Here is an 18,772-nt window from a genome sequence, read left to right as displayed (position 1 = left end):
TAATGCACATAATTTTTTAACGAGGAGTCAAAATGGCTACAATAGGTATGGGTGATATCAAAAAAGGCGCCAGACTGGAAATGGACGGAAACCCCTATAAGGTGATAGAGTTTCAACATGTTAAGCCCGGCAAAGGTGCAGCATTCGTCCGAATGAAGATCAAAAATCTCGGTACAGGAAAAGTGATAGAAAAAACTGTCCATGCAGGGGATAAGTTTGAAGTCCCTGCGCTTGAGCAAAAAACGATGCAATATCTTTATGATGATGGCGAGATGCTGCAATTTATGGATACTACAACTTATGAACAGTTCGCTTTGACCCATGAGCAAGTAGGCAAAGAAACATTTGATTTTATGATAGACGGTATGGAGGCAGATGTACTTTTCCATAACGGTCATGCCATTTCAGTTGAAATTCCTCAAACGGTTGTGCTTAAAGTGGTTGAGACCCCGCCCAACTTCAAAGGGGATTCCCAGGGAGGCAAAAAGCCGGCTACACTTGAGAGCGGTGCGGTTATACAAGTACCATTTCATATTCTTGAGGGCGAGATGGTTAAGGTGGATACAGTTGAAGGTAAATATCTGGAAAAAGCAAAATAATATTTTTATCTAAGCAAGCAAATAGAAACACTCAAAATAGCTTAACTGACATAAGCAGTTTTTCTCTTTGGGTTTTTGGCTTTAATCTCATCTTTATGCATTTTGTTAACCTTTGCTCATTTGAATGTTGACTCCACATTTTCTAAAATTGTTTCTTCTGCTCTTGCAGGTTCTTCGGAAATATAGATGGTATGTTTTCTTGCAACCTGATTGAGAGTATGTTCTTCAGCCCGGCCAACAATTCCAAAACCGCTTTCGCCTTGAACTCTGCGCTGAATCGGCGTCATTTATGAATAACAAACTCTTAAATGACTGTTGATTTTTCGGATATGATATATCATCAATTTTCCCCGCAATTTCCTCACCGAACTTTGTGCCTATGACAATATGAGAGTCCGGCGAAGTAACAAATGGGTAAAATTTTATTTATAAATAAATTATTATTATGATATTTAATAAATAAAATAGTAAAGTTACAAACAGTCAATCCTCTTAAAATAAACTGAAATTGGAAGCAAAACCAATATGCTAGCTATTTTGAGATAGGATTTGCTGTAAGTAAAAAGTAGAATACCAAACTTAGGTCCCAAAGGAGATCGGCATGGAAGCACTTTATGATGTGATTATTATCGGAGGCGGACCGGGAGGAATCGGTTCGGCCGTAGAGGCAAAGGTCCTTGGGCTTGAGCGCATATTAATGATAGAAAAAACTGAGAACCATTCACATACTATCAGAAAATTTTACAAAGACAACAAAAGGGTGGACAAAGACTGGCAAGGTCAAACCGTAGTATTGGAAGGAAATATTGATTTTGCGGATGGAACCAAAGAGAGTACGCTGGATTATTTTGATAAGCTTTTGGATGACGGAATGATCGATACACGCTTTAACTGCATGGTTGAAAAGGTAGAAAAAAAAGAGGGTATATTTTACGTAACCACGCCTTGCGGTCTGGATAAGGCTAAAAATGTGATTGTAAGTATCGGCCGCATGGGAAAGCCCAATAAACCTTCTTATAAAATTCCTGCTTCGTTAAAGACACAAATCAATTTCAATTTAGATAAATGCGGCAATCAGGAAAAAATATTGGTTGTAGGCGGCGGTGACAGTGCCGTTGAGTATGCATGTGAGTTGAGTTGCTGCAATGACGTGACACTTAACTACCGTAAAGAAACATTGACAAGGCCCAACCCTGTCAATCAAAAAATGATTGCCCAATATGTTCAAAATCAAACCGTTACACTTAGGCTGGGGGAAGACATAGAAGGTCTTGAGGCTGAACATGGGCAAGTTAAGGTGTCTTTTACCAACGGATATGAAAAATATGACAGGATTATATATGCGATTGGCGGGACGACACCCAAAGATTTTTTAAAAAGTTGTGGAATTGCGCTTGATGAAAGCGGAGAGCCTATTTTTGATGAAAATTATGAAACTCAAGCAAAAGGGCTTTATATTGCAGGAGATATAGCGTTTAGAAACGGAGGCAGCATCGCGATTGCATTAAACCATGGGTATAAAATTGTAAACCATATCCTTAGAAATAAAATTTAAATTATGGCAAAATAAGATAAAAAAAGAAGGAGAGAATGATGGCTAGCGTATTGCTTCCTTTGGCAGAAGGATTTGAAGAGGTTGAGGCGGTATCGCTGATAGATGTGATGCGAAGAGGCGGCATAGAGGTTTGTTTGGCTTATCTGGAGGATGAGTTGGCAACCGATATGGTTACCGGAACAAACGGAATTACGATCAAGGCAGACACTTCCATTTATAATGTGATTGCGGATGATTTTGATATGATAGTGCTTCCGGGCGGATGGGGCGGAACGCATAGACTTGCAGAAAATGCAAAAGTGCAAGCGCTTCTCAAAGAATTTAAAGCCAAAGACAAACATATCGGCGCTATCTGTGCAGCACCGTATGCGCTGAAACAAGCAGGGGTGCTCGGGAAAAGCTATACGTGCTATCCCGGTTCAAAAGATGAGATCAATCATCCCGGCTACAGAGAGGATTTAAAAGTAGTTGAAGACGGCAGGGTACTTACTTCGCGGGGTCCAGGAACTGCGCTTTGTTTTGGTCTTGAAATTGTAAAACGTCTGGTAGGTATTGAGAGTTATCAGGCGATCAAAGAGGGAATGCTGCTTGATTTTTGCAGCTAAGAAAGGGCGTGTAGGGCAATTTGTGTCTGCAGACACATGGTTTTGTCCTTTGATTAAGAAAGGCTTTTGAGCTTTTCTTAATCGAAAATTTGTTATATTATAAACTCTATAATACGTTATCCTTTGTGTAGTCTTCCAAAAAGCAAAGATTTAAAATATACATAATTTCACACCCAATAAAAGGCAATAGATGTCCCAACCTAAATTTACCCACCTTCATCTTCATACCGAGTATTCATTGCTTGATGGCGCAAACAAAATAAAGACGCTCGCAAAAAAAGTCAAAGCACTTGGCATGAACTCGGTAGCGATGACAGATCATGGAAATATGTTTGGGGTTATAGAGTTTTACAATGCAATGCGCAGCGAAGGCATCAAGCCCATCATAGGAATGGAAGCTTATCTTCACAATCAAGAGGATATCGGTGATAAAAATATACGCCAGCGTTTTCATCTTTGCTTGTATGCAAAAAATGAAATAGGGTATAAAAACCTGATGTATTTGAGCTCTCAGGCATACCTTAACGGGTTTTACTATTATCCCCGTATCAATAAAAAAATTCTCAAAGAACATAGTGAGGGGCTTATCTGTTCTTCTGCGTGTTTGCAGGGAGAGATAAATTGGCATCTTAATCTTTCGGACAGGAATGTGAAATTTGGCGCCAAGGGGTATGAAGAGGCGAAGCAGATAGCCCTGGAGTACCGAGAGATATTTGGTGATGATTTTTACTTGGAGCTTATGCGTCACGGCATTGGAGACCAGTACAAAATAGACAAACAGATCGTTCAGCTTTCCCAGGAGACCGGTATTAAGATCATTGCAACAAATGACACACACTACACAGAACAAAAAGATGCTGATGCGCATGAGGCATTTATGTGCATTGCCATGAACAAACTTTATGATGACCCTAACCGTTTGCGCCACTCTGTGCATGAGTTTTATGTGAAGTCTCCGGAGCAGATGGCGCAACTTTTTGCAGATATCCCTGAGGCGCTGGAAAATACACAAGAGATTGCCGATAAATGTAATTTGGAGATTAAATTGGGAAATCCGACACCTCCGAACTTCAAATTTACTTGTCAAAAAGCAAGCGAAGAGGGATTATCTTTGCCCGAACCCGGCAAGGAGTATTCGCTTGAAAACGATAAAGTACTTTTTATTCACGCTTCTCGAAAAGGACTCGAAGAACGGTTGAAAATTGTGCCTGCACAAAAACACCAAGAATATCGGGATAGATTGGAAACAGAAATAGAGATCATCAACTCTATGAAATTTCCCGGCTATATGCTGATTGTTTGGGATTTTGTCGATGCGGCAAAGCAGATGGGCATTCCCGTTGGGCCGGGACGCGGATCTGCTGCGGGTTCTTTGGTAGCATATGCATTGAAAATTACAGATATTGATCCGATGCCGTATGGATTGCTTTTCGAGCGTTTTTTAAACCCCGAACGTGTCAGTATGCCCGATATTGATATGGACTTTTGTCAAGCCAGACGGCAAGAGATACTCGACTATGTTATTGAAAAATACGGACGTGTTAACGTAGCTCAGATCATTACTTTTGGTAAATTGCTTGCCAAGGGAGTAATCCGCGATGTTGCAAGGGTGCTTGATATGCCTTATGCTAAAGCAGATGCAATGGCAAAATTGATTCCAGATGAATTGGGGATAGATCTTAAATCCTCTTATGAAAAAGAGCCCAAAATCAAAGCGCTTTTGGAAAGCGATCCGCTTGCAAAACGGACTTGGGATTATGCATTGGCGCTTGAAGGGCTGAATCGTAATGCCGGAACGCATGCGGCAGGCGTGGTAATCTCAAATGAACCTTTATGGCAAAAAACCCCGCTTTTTAAGCCAACGGGACAAGAAGCCCTTGCGACTCAATATAATGGCAAATATGTGGAAGATGTAGACTTGATTAAGTTTGACTTTCTGGGACTTAAAACGCTGACGGTTATTGAGGAAGCAAACCAGTTGGTTGAAAAACGTCATGGAAAACGCATAAATTTTATAGAAGAGGATATTAACGACAAAGGGGTTTATGAGTATATCAGTACAGGCGATACATTGGGACTTTTTCAAATCGAATCGGCAGGAATGCAGGATTTGGCTAAAAAACTTAAACCAAGCGGTTTTGAAGACGTCATTGCGATGCTTGCACTCTATCGTCCCGGACCAATGGAATCAGGAATGCTTGATGATTTTGTTGAGCGTAAGCACGGACGTGCCCAAATTACCTATATGTTCCCGGAGCTAGAACCCATACTTAAGCCGACTTATGGAGTCATTGTCTACCAAGAGCAGGTAATGCAAATTGTTCAAACCATAGGCGGATTTAGTCTAGGAGGCGCAGATCTCGTTCGTAGAGCCATGGGGAAAAAGATCAAAGAGGAGATGGATAAACTCAAAGAAGAGTTTGCCAATGGCGCAGCCCAAAAAGGATTTGACAAAACAAAAGCTGCAGAACTTTTTGATCTTATTGTAAAATTTGCAGGATACGGATTTAATAAATCGCACTCGGCTGCGTATGCGATGGTTACTTTTTATACTTCTTTTTTGAAACGCTACTATCCGACGGAATTTATGGCAGCCATTTTAACACTTGAGAAAAACAATACCGACAAGGTGGTCAAATATGTTGATGAACTCAAGCATATGCATATTAAACTGCTTCCTCCTGATATCAATCGCTCTGATTTGGTTTTTGTTGCAGATAATATTGAAGGCGAAGAGGTTGTTGTATTCGGAATGGGTGCTATAAAAGGCGCAGGAGATATCGCTATTAATTCTATATTAAAAGCCAGGGAAGCAGGAGAATTTAAAGATTTAAGTGATTTTGTTTCCCGCATTGACTCTTCCAAGGTAAATAAAAAAGTAATAGAGTCCCTTATAAAAGCCGGTGCTTTTGATAATTTTGGATATTCGCGCCATGCATTGCTTGTACAAATCGAAGAGATTATTCAGGCATCACAACAAGCAGCACAGGCAAAAAAAATGGCAGTAGGCTCACTCTTTGGTGAAGAAGAAGAGATGATATCTGTTTCATTTGAAATTTCACATTTAGATGAGTTTGAATCTATGCAGATTCTGGAGTTTGAAAAAGAATCTTTGGGTTTTTATGTTTCAGGGCATCCTTTGGATAAGTATCGTCAAACGTTAGAGGAGATAAGCTATACGCTAAGTTCGGAGATAGATGATCTTGCAGACGGTTCGCAAGCACTGCTTATCGGAAAGATTGAAGGAATTACTGAAAAAATAAGTAAAAAAGGCAATAAATTCGGCATCGCCAATATTATGGATTTGCATGGGAATATTGAATTGATGCTTTTTGAAAATAGGCTCAAAGAACTTGAAGAAGATTTTGATATTACCAAGCCCATTGCTTTTAAGGTAAAAGTAACCAAAGATGGTGAATTTACGCGACTTAGTATTCTCAAGATAGAATCCCTCAAGGAAGCAAAAAAAGAAAAAATTAAAGTTACAAAAGAGGAAAAGCATATCCAAGAACCCGACCATCCTCCGCTTATCTTGGCCATTAATTTGATGCCTGATCCAAAAATAGCCCAAGATCTGATGTGTTTGGTTCAAAAATATCCCGGCAAGCGGCCGCTTGAGCTTCATATTAAATCAAAGCTTGCCAATGTAATTATCGAATCAAAAATGAAAGTTAACGAAAAGATCATCGAAGAGGCTAAAGAACTTGGCGCATATATAGAAGAAAGACTGATATTGGAAGACTGATTTTTCTCTTTTTGGCAGGGTAAAATCGTAAAATTTTATATTTCTGCGCAGAAAAAATGTTTTGATTGACCCAATAGAGTGCAATAATGCAAGCTGATGTGTGCGAATGTATCGCCAGAGTTACCAAACGGTGCAATTTTATAAAGTTAAAGACAGAAGAACAAATAAATTTGATAAGCATCAAGACGGCGATAAAAGCATCTTATTTCCCGGACAAAGCAAATAAAAATAAAAACCTATTTGGTAAGTGCAAAATATTTCAAGCGCCTATTTTTAGAGTCACAGGTGATTATTTTATAAAAAATATTCCGGTATCAGATGCAATTACAAAAATAGTAAAAATGTTTTTTTGATACACTTTTTATAGCGCTGCACTATAGTCTCTATGGATATATGTGTAGTATGGAAACAAATAAAAAATATAATTTTTTGATAATGCCCGGTTTCAATCTCAAAATGCATAAAGCATGTTACACTATGCCCATTAAAAACCTAAGGAATTAAAATGTCAAAATTACCAAACATAATCTGGACAAAAATTGATGAAGCGCCAGCATTGGCAACTTATTCTTTGTTACCAATTGTAAACGCATTCACTAAATCTATCGGCGTAGAAGCAGAAGAAAGAGATATCTCTCTTGCGGGCAGAGTGATTGCAACGTTCCCGGAATTTTTAACAGACAATCAAAAAATTGCCGATGAATTGGCTTATTTGGGAACAGTGGTGCAGCAGCCAGATGCCAATATTATCAAATTGCCAAATATTTCCGCATCAATTCCTCAGCTTAAAGAATGTATTGCAGAGCTTCAGGGGCAGGGGTATAATCTTCCGGATTTCCCTGAAGATCCAAAAACAGATGAAGAAAAAGAGATTCTTGCAAAATATTCTACGTGTTTGGGTTCAGCGGTTAACCCTGTTCTGCGTGAGGGAAATTCAGATAGACGTGCGGCAGCGGCTGTTAAAAATTTTGCAAAAGCAAACCCCCATAAACTAAGAGCGTTTTCGGAAAACTCCAAAACTTATGTAGCGCACATGAATGACGGAGATTTTTATGGGAATGAAAAGTCTGTTATTAAAAACGGCGACGGTAAAGTAAAAATTGAACTTAACGGCAAACTTTTAAAAGAAATAGATGCTCTTGACAAAGAGATTTTGGATGGAACTTTTATGTCAAAAGACGCATTAAGAGCGTTTTATGCCAAAACACTTGAGGAGGCAAACGCAAAAGGTGTTCTCTGGTCACTTCATTTAAAAGCTACCATGATGAAAGTTTCAGATCCGATTATGTTTGGGCATGCAGTGGCAGTATTCTTTAAAGATGTGTTTGAAAAATACGCTACAGAGTTTAAAGAGATTGGAGTGAATCCAAATTTGGGTCTTGGCGATTTGTACAAAAAACTTGAAAAACTTCCGGCCGATAAAAAAAGCGAGATCGAAGCTGCAATTATGGCAACATATGAAACACAGCCGGCTATGGCGATGGTTGATTCTGACAAGGGTATTACAAACTTGCATGCTTCCAATGACGTTATTATCGATGCTTCTATGCCGGTCGTAGTGAGAGACGGCGGTAAAATGTGGAACGCAAAGGGTGAAGTACAAGAGTGTGTATCTGTTATTCCCGATAGATGCTATGCAACCATGTATAAAGAAATCGTTGATGACTGTGTAGAGAACGGTCAATTTGATGTTACTACCATGGGAAGTGTTTCAAACGTCGGCTTGATGGCACAAAAAGCAGAAGAGTATGGTTCTCACCCCACTACATTTGAAATTGCAGAAGATGGTGTAGTGAAAGTTTTAGATAGCGACGGCAGCGAACTAATGAGCTTTAACGTGGCAAAAGGCGATATCTGGAGAATGTCTAGAACAAAAGATATTCCTGTCAAAGACTGGGTAAGGCTGGCAGTCGAAAGAGCAAAACTAACAAACACTCCGGTAGTATTTTGGCTGGATGAAAAAAGAGCTCACGATGCAAATATGATTAAAAAAGTCAATGAGTACTTAAAGGATCATGACACTTCAGGATTGACGATAGAAATTTTGGCTCCTGAAAAAGCAATGGCTTATAGTTTAAAAAGGGTACGGGCAGGCCAAGATACGATTTCTGCAACAGGAAATGTTTTAAGAGACTATTTGACGGATCTTTTCCCGATTTTGGAGCTTGGAACATCTGCAAAAATGTTATCGATTGTGCCATTATTGGCCGGCGGCGGTTTATTTGAGACAGGCGCAGGCGGCAGTGCACCTAAGCATGTGGACCAATTTTTGGAAGAGGGCCACTTAAGATGGGATTCGCTTGGTGAATTTTTAGCACTTGCTGAATCTTTAAGATATATCAATCAAAAGGCAAATGATGACAAGCTGGCTGCGCTTACGGCTGCATTGGACATCGCGAATCAAGCTTACCTGGATAACAATAAAGCACCAGGCAGAAAAGCAGGCGAGCCTGACAACAAGGCTTCCCATTTCTATCTTGCCCAATATTGGGCAAAAGCGCTTGCTGAGTGCAATAATGCAGAATTGAGCGCGAAGTTCATTCCGGTGGCAAAAGCGTTGATTGAAAATGAAGAAAAAATTATGAAAGAACTTTTGGCGGTAGAAGGAAAAGCACAGGATATTGGAGGGTATTATCATCCAAACAATGCTAAAGCTGCAGCAGCAATGAGACCATCTCAAACATTGAACAGCATTATTGATGCTATCTAAAGTTATGACGCTATATAATTATACAGAGCATTGAGCTCTGTATAACACTTTGTTTCGAGTGTAAAACGATTCAACACCCAAATATAGGGCTTTATGCTTCTTGTGGCATTGCAGAATATGATTGATAATGAAAAATCCTTATGACTTATGTTTTGCTAAAAGATCGCCCTATAATTCTAAATTAAAGGATTGTAATGAAAAAAGGTAAAAAAGTAACGATTATCGGTGCTGGAAATGTGGGGGCAACGGTAGCCTATATTCTTGCCATGAACGGCGTATGTCATAGTGTTGTGCTTCGAGACAGAAACTCCGAGATTGCCAAAGGAAAGGCTCTGGATATGTCACAAGCAGCCAATGCGGCCAGAACACACACTATTGTTTCTGTAGCAGAAACACCTGAAGGGATAGCTGATTCCGATATTGTGGTTATTACGGCAGGAAGCCCGAGACTGCCTGGAATGAGCAGAGACGATTTGCTGATGGTTAATGCTGAAATCACCAAAGAGGTGGTGCAAGAGGTTAAAACATATGCTCCAGAGGCGATCATAGTGATGGTTTCTAATCCGCTGGATGTTATGACCTATGTAGCCCTTAAAGAGTCCGGTTTTCCAAAAGAGCGTGTAGTTGGGATGGCCGGGGTTTTAGACAGTGCGCGTATGGCCCATTTTATTTTTGAAAAGATTGGTTATGGTGCCGGACAGATTCGTGCTTCCGTAATGGGCGGACACGGTGACGATATGGTGCCTCTTCCAAAATTTTCTACGGTCGCGGGGGTTCCTCTTTCGGATATTTTAACAGAAGAGGAGATTGTAGAGGTAGTGGAGCGTACAAAACATGGCGGCGCCGAAATTGTTGGTTATCTGAAAACGGGCTCGGCATATTATGCTCCCGCAAAATCAACAGCCATTATGGTTGAAGCCATCTTGAAAGATACAAAACAGATTTATCCTTGTGCGGTCTATCTTGATGGCCATTATGGATATTCTGATGTGGTTTCCGGGGTACCCGTGGCATTGGGTGCAAGCGGGGTTGAAAAGTTGTTTGAAATGACACTCAATCAGGATCAAAAAAAACGATTTGCCAAAAGCGTAAAGTCTGTAAAAACCATGATTCAAGTTCTTAAGGATAAAAAGTTTTTTAACGAAGAGGCATAGCAAAAAATGAAATCACTTTTTGTTTACTGGAGGTTTAAATTGGCGGCACAAAGGGCAGGGAGACTCTTTTAAAAGAAAAGAGCAGAACAAAAGGAGATGAAAATGAGTTTTAGAATAGAAAAAGATACCATGGGAGAAGTCCGGGTTCCTGCGGACAAGTATTGGGCGGCACAGACTCAAAGATCGGTTCAGAATTTTGAGATAGGCAATGAAAAAATGCCTATTGAAGTTATATACGGTTTTGCCAATCTTAAAAAAGCATGCGCTTTGGTCAATCATGAACTTGGTCGCCTGGATGATAAAAAAACTGAAGCGATAACTAAAGCATGTGACGCTATTTTAGCAGGCGAACTTGATGACAATTTTCCTTTGGTGGTATGGCAAACAGGTTCGGGAACCCAATCAAATATGAATGTTAATGAAGTAGTTGCAAACAAAGCGATTGAAATTTTAGGCGGAGACTTTACGAAAGAAAAACTGGTACATCCCAATGACGATGTAAACAAGGGTCAAAGCTCAAACGATACTTATCCAACAGGCATGCGTATCGCGGAAGTAGTCGCAGTAACAGATAATCTTATCCCTGCATTAAATCAGCTCAAGGCAACGCTTGAAAGTAAATCAAATGCATTTACAGATATCGTAAAAATAGGCAGAACGCACCTTCAGGATGCAACACCGCTTACCTTGGGTCAAGAGCTTAGCGGGTATGTGGCCATGCTCGAAACAAATCTGCAGCAAATCAATGATACGTTGATATATTGTCGTCAATTGGCGATTGGCGGTACAGCAGTTGGCACGGGATTGAATTCGCACCCTGAGTTTTCACAAAAAGTGTCAGCAATGCTGAATAGTTTTATGGCAAAAGATTATGGATTTGTATCTCAGCCAAATAAGTTTCATGCGCTTACAGGGCATGATGCAGAAGTAGTTCTTAGCGGAGCGCTCAAAGCGCTTGCAGGAAACTTAATGAAAATAGCCAATGATGTTAGATGGTTGGCGTCCGGACCTAGATGCGGAATTGGAGAAATTTCTATTCCTGAAAACGAACCGGGCTCATCCATTATGCCGGGTAAAGTAAATCCAACACAGTCTGAGGCTATGACAATGGTGGCTGTTCAGGTGATGGGAAATGATGTTGCGGTTGGTATTGCTGCATCCCAGGGCAATTTTGAATTGAATGTATTTAAGCCGGTTATTGCCTACAATATTTTGCAGTCAATAAAACTTTTATCAGATGCAATGAGAAGTTTTGATACAAATTGTGCTGTAGGCATTGAGCCCATAAGATCCAATATCGATAAATTTCTAAATGATTCGTTAATGTTGGTAACAGCATTGAACCCGCATATCGGATATGAAAAAGCAGCAAAGATAGCCAAAACCGCACATGCAAACGGAACCACTCTCAAAGAAGAAGCGATTAGCCTTGGGTTTTTGAGTGCGGAAGAGTTTGATAAGTATGTGCGTCCAGAGGATATGATTGCTCCTAAAGCGTAGAATGTTTAGAATTTGATTGATTCACAATGTAAAAATTCTACACAAGCAGGAGGGGTAAACCCTCTGCTTCTACTTTAGACTTTTATCAAACTGTGTAAATATTTAACACTTTTCTAAAATCATTCTTGATGATAATTGAATTAATACAATATTATTTCAGTTAAATGTATAATATTTTAACTTATTGTAATTTTAAAGGAGTACACGTGAATATTCATGAGTATCAGGCGAAACAAATATTTCAAAAATATGGCGTACCTACACCAAGAGGTATTGTGGCAAACACACCCGATGAGGCTGCGGCAAACGCGTCTGAATTGGGTGGAAATATCTGGGTAGTAAAAGCACAGATTCATGCCGGCGGCCGTGGGTTGGGCGGAGGTGTGAAGCTTGCCAAATCAAAAGAAGAAGTTAGACAGCTTGCCGACGAAATTCTGGGAATGACGTTGGTAACACACCAGACCGGACCGGAAGGAAAATTGGTTCAAAAGGTGTATATTGAAGAGGGAGCCGATATTAAAGATGAGCTCTATTTGGGGATAGTGCTTGATCGTGCCAAAGAAATGCCTGTTATTATGGCTTCAACCGAAGGAGGCATGGAGATTGAAAAGGTGGCCGAAAAATCACCGGAAAAAATCATCAAAGTTGCCATTGATCCTTCTATCGGGTTTCAAGGTTTTCACGGTAGAGAGTTAGTGTTCGGTCTTGGAATTATTGACAAAAATGAGCAAAATAAGTTCATTAAATTTGCGAAAGCACTTTATAATGTGTATATGGAAAATGACGCTGAAATGATTGAAATCAACCCGCTTATTAAAACCGGTTCCGGGGACTTCCTTGCGCTTGACGGAAAAATGGGATTTGATGATTCTGCCCTCGGGAGACATCCGGATATCGAAGAGATGAGAGATGTTTCAGAAGAAGATCCGGACGAAAGAGAAGCGGGTCGATACGGACTTTCTTATATCGCACTTGACGGTGAGATAGGTTGTATGGTAAATGGTGCCGGTCTTGCTATGGGAACTATGGATACGATCAATTATATGGGCGGCACACCGGCAAACTTCCTAGATGTAGGGGGGAAGGCGAACGCCGAAACGGTTGCAAAAGGTTTTGAAATTATATTGAAAAACCCCAATGTAAAAGCAATTTTTGTCAATATTTTTGGCGGGATCGTAAGATGTGACAGGATTGCAAACGGTATTTTGGAAGCAACTAAAATGGTAGATGTGCATGTTCCGGTTATCGTAAGACTTGATGGGACAAATGCGGCCGAAGCAGCTGAAATTTTAAAAAATGCAAACATAGCCAATGTAATTGCAGCAACAGATTTGGCAGACGGTGCGGCTAAAGCCGTAGCAGCAGCAAAAGGAGAGTAGTAGATGTCAATATTGGTAAACAAAGATACAAAAGTCATCGTGCAGGGATTTACGGGTTCAGAAGGCACATTTCACGCAGAACAATGTATGGCCTATGGAACAAAAATTGTCGGAGGGGTTACTCCGGGTAAAGGCGGAGAGGTCCATTTAGGCAAGCCTGTATTCAATACAGTCAAAGAAGCAGTGGCAACTACAGGAGCAACGGTTTCTATGGTATTTGTACCGCCTGCGTTTGTCGCTGATGCGGTGATGGAAGCTGCGGATGCCGGGGTGGAACTTGCAGTAATTATCACTGAAGGCGCACCGGTAAGGGATATGCAAGCTGCCAAAGCATACGCTGTAAAACACGGCATGAAAACGATTGGACCAAATTGTCCGGGAATCATTACTGCCGAAGAGTGCAAAATAGGGATTATGCCCGGTATGATTTTCAAAAAAGGAAATGTAGGATTGATTTCCAAATCAGGCACATTGACGTATGAGGGAGCAAATCAGGTTTGCAAAGAAGGATTTGGTATCTCTACGGCAGTAGGAATCGGAGGAGATCCAATTATCGGGCTTTCTTACAAGCAGCTTCTTCCAATGTTTGAAGCTGATCCTCAAACAGAAGCTATTGTCATGATAGGTGAAATCGGCGGGGATCTTGAAATTCAAGCGGCGAAGTATATTAAGGACCATATTACAAAACCGGTTGTTGCTTTTATCGCAGGACAAACAGCCCCAAAAGGCAAAAGAATGGGGCATGCCGGGGCTATTGTGAGCGGAAGTGCGGGAACAGCGAAAGAAAAGATGGATGCGCTTGAAGCAGCAGGCGTAAGAGTAGTGGTTTCTCCTGCGGAAATTGGTAAAGCTGTTAAAGAAGTTTTATCCAAATAGATTATCCTTAAGGCTCAGGAATATCCTGTCCTTAAGCCCATCTTTCCTCTGTTCGTTTCATTTTAATACATACCTTTTGTTTTATAGAAAAATACTTTTAGTTTTTTGCTTCAAATGGTAACAACATTTCTTGTGGCAACAATAATTCAATCCTATTTATAACACCCTTAATAAAACTAAGCTATTCTAATCTTAGTGAATAGTAAATCTCACTTAATAATTATAAAATTAAAAGGGGAAACCATGGCAGTGATGAAAGCTCCGGAAAATACTCCAGTTTGGGTAAATACAGCCAGATGCAAAGCGTGTGATATCTGTGTAGATGTATGTCCGGCTGGTGTACTTTCTATGAAAGCGGATGCAGGCTCAACATTGGGTGCGATAATAGATGTTGTGGCGCCGGATTCTTGTATAGGATGCAATGAATGTGAACTTTCATGTCCGGATTTTGCAATCTATGTTGCAGACAAGAAGGAATTTAAATTTGCAAAATTAACAGATAGTGCAAAAGCAAGACGAGAGGCAATCGTAAACAATGGTTTTAGATTGCCTGCAGACTACAAGGAGGCCAACTAATGTCAACAAGAGAAATAATATCAACAGGAAATGACTTAGCTGCAAGAGCAGCCGTTGATGCAGGATGCAAGTTTTTTTCAGGATATCCTATTACCCCATCAAGTGAAGTAATGCATACCATTTCTGATTTACTGCCACGAATAGGCGGAACTGCGATTCAGATGGAAGATGAGATAGCCGGTGTTGCTGCTGCAATCGGTGCTTCGATGTCAGGCGTAAGATCATTGACAGCTACTTCCGGACCAGGTATTTCACTTAAGGCTGAGAACCTTGGTTTGGCGCAGATGACAGAAGTGCCTTTGGTGGTTATAAATGTTATGAGAGGCGGCCCTTCTACAGGTCTTCCGACACGTGTATCTCAAGGTGACGTCGCACAAGCAAAAAACCCATCACACGGTGATTACAAATCCATTACTCTTTGTGCGGGAAATTTGGCCGAGTGCTATACTGAAACAGTAAGAGCATTTAATCTCGCAGATAGATTTATGCAGCCTGTATTTGTGCTTTTGGATGAAACTTTGGGTCATATGCATGGGAAAGCGGATATACCAACCGCTGAAGTCGTAAAATCAGGTATCAAGCCAAGAAAAACATTTGATGGTCCGGCAGAAGAGTATCATCCCTATGGTGTAGCACAGGATGAACCGGCAGTTCTTAATCCGATGTTTAAAGGATACAGATATCACTTTACGGGACTTCATCATGATAAAAATGGTTTTCCGACAGAAGAGATTGAAACATGCAGGCTCTTAATTGAAAGACTATTTAACAAAGTAGAAGCACATCAAGAAGAGATAGATTCCTATGAGGAGTTTATGATGGATGATGCTGAAGTGATGATTGTGGCTTACGGTTCAGTTTCCCTCTCAGCAAAAGAGGCAATCAGACATTTAAGGGCAGAAGGTATCAAGGCTGGCTTATTTAGACCTATTACTTTATGGCCAAGTCCGGCAGAGGCGATCAAAAAGCATACAGATAAAATCGGAAAAGTATTATGTGTTGAGCTTAATATCGGTCAATATAGAGATGAAGTACAGAGAGCTTCAGGCAGACTTGATATTGAAGGTCTATTTAAAGTAAATGGACGGCCGATTTCTCCATTTGAGATTGTAAATAAAGTAAAGGAGCTATAAGATGGCATTTAATTATGATAGTTATTTAAGATTAGAAAAGATGCCAACGCTATGGTGTTGGGGTTGCGGTGATGGAGTAATTCTTAAATCTTTTATTCGTGCTGTTGATAAACTTGGATGGAGCAAGGATGATGTGTGTGTTGTCTCAGGAATCGGATGTTCGGGAAGATTTTCATCGTATGTTGATTTTAATACCGTACATACGACGCATGGCAGAACGATTGCTTTTGCAACGGGTATCAAATTGGCAAATCCTGACAAGCATGTTGTTTGTGTTGCAGGAGACGGAGATGCTTTGGCGATCGGCGGCAATCATACCATTCATGGATGCAGAAGAAATATTGACATAACATTCATTGTTATTCAAAATTTTATTTATGGATTGACCAATTCACAGACGTCCCCAACAACACCTCAGGGTATGTGGACTGTTTCTCAAAAGGCAGGAAATATTGACCCTACATTTGATGGATGCAAGCTAGCAATTGCTGCTGGAGCTTCTTTTGTAGGCAGAGAAACTGTCACAGCTCCTAAAAAACTTGAAAAGCTTTTAGTAGATGCTATGGAGCATAAAGGTTTTTCTTATGTTGAGGCACTGTCAAATTGTCATATCAACCTTGGCAGAAAGAATAAAATGGCAAATGCTATGGAAAACCTCGATTGGATTGACAGCATTACTGTTTCAAAAGCAAAATATGATAAATTGAGTCCGGAAGAGCAGCTTAACTTATTGCCAACGGGTATCTTAAAGCAAGATACAACCGCAAAAGAGTATTGTGAAATGTACCAAGAGGTTAGAGATGTGCACCAAGGCAAGCGTGGGAAAATTACTCAAGACGACTTTGTCAAAAAAATATAAGGAGATGCAATGGCACGAACATTAATGAGATTTACAGGCGTTGGTGGGCAGGGTGTTCTTCTTGCTGGAGAGATTTTTGCCGCAGCTAAAATTAAAACGGGCGGGTATGGACTCAAGACGGCAACCTATACCTCACAGGTACGCGGGGGACCAACGGTTGTTGATATCACTCTTGATGATGAAGAGATTTTTTATCCTTATGCAAATGATGGTGAGGTGAATTTTATGCTTTCAGTTGCAGATGTAAGTTATAGGCTTTTTAAAAACGGTGTACAGCCGGGCGGTACAATCGTGATTGAGCCAAACTTGGTACATCCGACAGAGGAAGATAAAAAGAAATGGAATATCTATGAAATTCCTATCATTACAATCGCGAAAGAAGAAGTAGGAAATGTAATTACGCAATCTGTAGTTGCGCTTGCTATTGCAAATACATTCACAAAGGCACTTGACAAAAAAGTCCTTGTGGATACTATGTTGAGCAAAGTTCCGGAAAAAGTGCATGCTGTAAACCTTAAGGCATATGAACTTGGTGAAAAATACGCACTAGAGGCGATCGCCCAAGGGCCTGCTCAATAGCATATTGAATCTTTATGGGCTGGCTGAGTGAATCTTTTCTTTTGGCCAGCCTCTTCTCTATAAAACTTCCTCCATAAATCTTTTAATCTATACCGCATTTGTGCTATAATTCCAATAAGGTGCAACAGGTAGTTGCTGGCAGCATAATCGCTGCGAGAGGAAAGTCCGGGCTACAAGTGAGACAGGGCTCCATCTAACGGATGGCCAGAGTAATCTGAGGGCAAGTGCAACAGAGAGTAGGTAGCCTGTCGGTGTTCTATCGGCAGGTGATAGTGAAAGGGTGGGGTAAGAGCCCACCGGTGCTTTTGGCAACAAGAGCAGCCAGGTAAACCCTGTCCGTAGCAAGAAGTATATGGTATGAGTCTCACAAGCCATTAACTTGGCATTTATACTTTGCTTGAGCGTAGTGGTAACACTGTGCCTAGATAAATAACTACCCAAGACAGAACCCGGCTTATCGTTGCACCTGTAATTTCATAGGGATTGTTCTCCTAAATTACATACTTTTATTTATATAGTCTTCACTATTTTTAACGTAACTGAAACATTATAATATTACGCAAATTCTAATCTCAAGTGAAATTTTGCACCACTGTCAGTTTATGGACAGTTAATGCAGCACATCACCAACTCCGGCTATTTTAAACATCCACTTACAATAATAAAAATTTATATTTTATTATAATACAGTATCAGTCAAAAAAAATCTTAGTATTTTTTCTCTTGAATATCCAGATCATTACAAATCAAAATAGTATAAAAATTATATATTGGCATCTCTAAAAACTACTATTCTGGCAGTCTGGATCAACCTAATCTAATTTTTTAAAATTATTCTTAACAATTCTTTCATTTTTGGCAGAAATCTTGTTGTGGTTCCTCAAGATTATGGGCTTCTAATCGTAGGAGTGATAGTTTTTTGGTTGAGATAATTCCACAAAAAATCTACTAATAATTAAGAAACATTATTTCATGTTTTTGGCTTTCAGGGGAGTTTTAGATTAATAGTTATACATTATTATTGTTAGACCTATAATTAAAAAAAGGTGATTTTAGTACTTTTAAAGAATTATTAGAATCTGAGTATAAAGTAAATCTTGAAAAGGAAATTAATCATGAGTATGAAAGATAGTTATGAGGATAAGTTACAGGCGAAACTAGATCAGTGGAGTGCAGATATTGACAAACTGAAGGCAGAAGCGGATGAAGCAGAAGCGGATTTACAACTTGAATTATATCAGGAAATCGAAGCACTACGATCCATGCAAGAAGAGGCCAGCAGTAAGCTTATTGATCTCAAAGATGCTGGTGATGATGCATGGGAAGATATGAAAGCAGGCATCGAAAATGCGTGGGATTCACTAGGTAATATGATGAAGTCCCTCGCTTCAAAATTTAAATAAGCACCTGGAAAATAAAATTGAAGATACATAGAAGAACTTAAGTCTAAAAAAGAAGAATCTTCAAAGAAACTTGTAGCAGGATTAATAATGGCAGTAATC

Annotated in this window: 15 protein-coding genes and 1 other RNA gene; all 16 read left to right on the top strand. The window is 40.0% G+C overall.

The window, feature by feature from the left end:
- Positions 1–32 precede the first annotated feature (32 nt).
- The 16 genes from efp (at position 33) to CFH81_03490 (ending at position 18,673) form a co-directional block, all read left to right on the top strand.
- Positions 33–599, top strand: a complete 567-nt coding sequence (gene efp, locus CFH81_03565; protein ID DAB41380.1) for an elongation factor P — start codon at positions 33–35, stop codon at positions 597–599.
- A 601-nt stretch (positions 600–1,200) separates the two neighbouring features.
- A complete protein-coding gene (locus tag CFH81_03560; protein ID DAB41379.1) occupies positions 1,201–2,154 on the top strand; it encodes a cbb3-type cytochrome oxidase assembly protein CcoS in 954 nt (317 codons plus the stop codon).
- 38 nt (positions 2,155–2,192) lie between these two features.
- Entirely contained in the window at positions 2,193–2,759 is a 567-nt protein-coding gene (locus CFH81_03555) for a DJ-1 family protein (GenBank protein ID DAB41378.1), read from the top strand.
- 190 nt (positions 2,760–2,949) lie between these two features.
- The gene (locus CFH81_03550) at positions 2,950–6,504 is read left to right on the top strand and encodes a DNA polymerase III subunit alpha (GenBank protein ID DAB41377.1); all 3,555 of its coding nucleotides are present in this window, start codon (positions 2,950–2,952) and stop codon (positions 6,502–6,504) included.
- Positions 6,505–6,590: 86 nt separating this feature from the next.
- The gene (locus CFH81_03545) at positions 6,591–6,857 is read left to right on the top strand and encodes a hypothetical protein (GenBank protein ID DAB41376.1); all 267 of its coding nucleotides are present in this window, start codon (positions 6,591–6,593) and stop codon (positions 6,855–6,857) included.
- A 152-nt stretch (positions 6,858–7,009) separates the two neighbouring features.
- Positions 7,010–9,214, top strand: coding sequence for an isocitrate dehydrogenase (NADP(+)) (locus CFH81_03540; protein DAB41375.1), 2,205 nt, complete (start codon positions 7,010–7,012; stop codon positions 9,212–9,214).
- Positions 9,215–9,408: 194 nt separating this feature from the next.
- Entirely contained in the window at positions 9,409–10,368 is a 960-nt protein-coding gene (mdh, locus tag CFH81_03535; GenBank protein ID DAB41374.1) for a malate dehydrogenase, read from the top strand.
- A 102-nt stretch (positions 10,369–10,470) separates the two neighbouring features.
- The gene (gene fumC, locus CFH81_03530; GenBank protein DAB41373.1) at positions 10,471–11,868 is read left to right on the top strand and encodes a fumarate hydratase, class II; all 1,398 of its coding nucleotides are present in this window, start codon (positions 10,471–10,473) and stop codon (positions 11,866–11,868) included.
- A 206-nt stretch (positions 11,869–12,074) separates the two neighbouring features.
- Positions 12,075–13,247 carry an ADP-forming succinate--CoA ligase subunit beta gene (locus CFH81_03525; protein DAB41372.1) on the top strand — a complete coding sequence of 391 codons (1,173 nt, stop codon included), beginning with the start codon at positions 12,075–12,077 and terminating at the stop codon, positions 13,245–13,247.
- A 3-nt stretch (positions 13,248–13,250) separates the two neighbouring features.
- Positions 13,251–14,123, top strand: a complete 873-nt coding sequence (locus CFH81_03520; GenBank protein DAB41371.1) for a succinate--CoA ligase subunit alpha — start codon at positions 13,251–13,253, stop codon at positions 14,121–14,123.
- Positions 14,124–14,366: 243 nt separating this feature from the next.
- Complete coding sequence (gene oorD / locus CFH81_03515; GenBank protein DAB41370.1) at positions 14,367–14,699, top strand: 2-oxoglutarate:acceptor oxidoreductase; 333 nt, start codon at positions 14,367–14,369, stop codon at positions 14,697–14,699.
- Positions 14,699–15,832: a 2-oxoglutarate synthase subunit alpha gene (locus CFH81_03510; GenBank protein ID DAB41369.1), complete on the top strand. Its 1,134-nt coding sequence runs from the start codon at positions 14,699–14,701 to the stop codon at positions 15,830–15,832. Before oorD ends, CFH81_03510 begins: the two co-directional genes overlap by 1 nt.
- A 1-nt stretch (position 15,833) precedes the next feature.
- Positions 15,834–16,691 carry a 2-oxoglutarate ferredoxin oxidoreductase subunit beta gene (locus CFH81_03505; GenBank protein ID DAB41368.1) on the top strand — a complete coding sequence of 286 codons (858 nt, stop codon included), beginning with the start codon at positions 15,834–15,836 and terminating at the stop codon, positions 16,689–16,691.
- Positions 16,692–16,700: 9 nt separating this feature from the next.
- Positions 16,701–17,270: a 2-oxoglutarate:acceptor oxidoreductase gene (oorC, locus tag CFH81_03500; GenBank protein DAB41367.1), complete on the top strand. Its 570-nt coding sequence runs from the start codon at positions 16,701–16,703 to the stop codon at positions 17,268–17,270.
- Between the two features lie 116 nt (positions 17,271–17,386).
- Positions 17,387–17,743, top strand: an RNA gene (gene rnpB, locus CFH81_03495) — RNase P RNA component class A.
- Positions 17,744–18,385: 642 nt separating this feature from the next.
- Positions 18,386–18,673, top strand: coding sequence for a coiled coil domain-containing protein (locus CFH81_03490; protein ID DAB41366.1), 288 nt, complete (start codon positions 18,386–18,388; stop codon positions 18,671–18,673).
- The last annotated feature ends 99 nt before the right edge of the window (positions 18,674–18,772 follow it).

It is taken from the genome of Sulfurovum sp. UBA12169 (assembly GCA_002742845.1).
Taxonomy (GTDB): domain Bacteria; phylum Campylobacterota; class Campylobacteria; order Campylobacterales; family Sulfurovaceae; genus Sulfurovum.
Note: the sequence above shows the minus strand (reverse complement) of the source record. Positions and strands in the feature narration are given on the sequence as shown.

Coding starts and splice junctions, on each gene's coding strand:
- efp (DAB41380.1), top strand. CDS start 33: ATGGCTACAATAGGTATGGGTGATATCAAAAAAGGCGCCAGACTGGAA.
- CFH81_03560 (DAB41379.1), top strand. CDS start 1,201: ATGGAAGCACTTTATGATGTGATTATTATCGGAGGCGGACCGGGAGGA.
- CFH81_03555 (DAB41378.1), top strand. CDS start 2,193: ATGGCTAGCGTATTGCTTCCTTTGGCAGAAGGATTTGAAGAGGTTGAG.
- CFH81_03550 (DAB41377.1), top strand. CDS start 2,950: ATGTCCCAACCTAAATTTACCCACCTTCATCTTCATACCGAGTATTCA.
- CFH81_03545 (DAB41376.1), top strand. CDS start 6,591: ATGCAAGCTGATGTGTGCGAATGTATCGCCAGAGTTACCAAACGGTGC.
- CFH81_03540 (DAB41375.1), top strand. CDS start 7,010: ATGTCAAAATTACCAAACATAATCTGGACAAAAATTGATGAAGCGCCA.
- mdh (DAB41374.1), top strand. CDS start 9,409: ATGAAAAAAGGTAAAAAAGTAACGATTATCGGTGCTGGAAATGTGGGG.
- fumC (DAB41373.1), top strand. CDS start 10,471: ATGAGTTTTAGAATAGAAAAAGATACCATGGGAGAAGTCCGGGTTCCT.
- CFH81_03520 (DAB41371.1), top strand. CDS start 13,251: ATGTCAATATTGGTAAACAAAGATACAAAAGTCATCGTGCAGGGATTT.
- oorD (DAB41370.1), top strand. CDS start 14,367: ATGGCAGTGATGAAAGCTCCGGAAAATACTCCAGTTTGGGTAAATACA.
- CFH81_03510 (DAB41369.1), top strand. CDS start 14,699: ATGTCAACAAGAGAAATAATATCAACAGGAAATGACTTAGCTGCAAGA.
- CFH81_03505 (DAB41368.1), top strand. CDS start 15,834: ATGGCATTTAATTATGATAGTTATTTAAGATTAGAAAAGATGCCAACG.
- oorC (DAB41367.1), top strand. CDS start 16,701: ATGGCACGAACATTAATGAGATTTACAGGCGTTGGTGGGCAGGGTGTT.
- CFH81_03490 (DAB41366.1), top strand. CDS start 18,386: ATGAGTATGAAAGATAGTTATGAGGATAAGTTACAGGCGAAACTAGAT.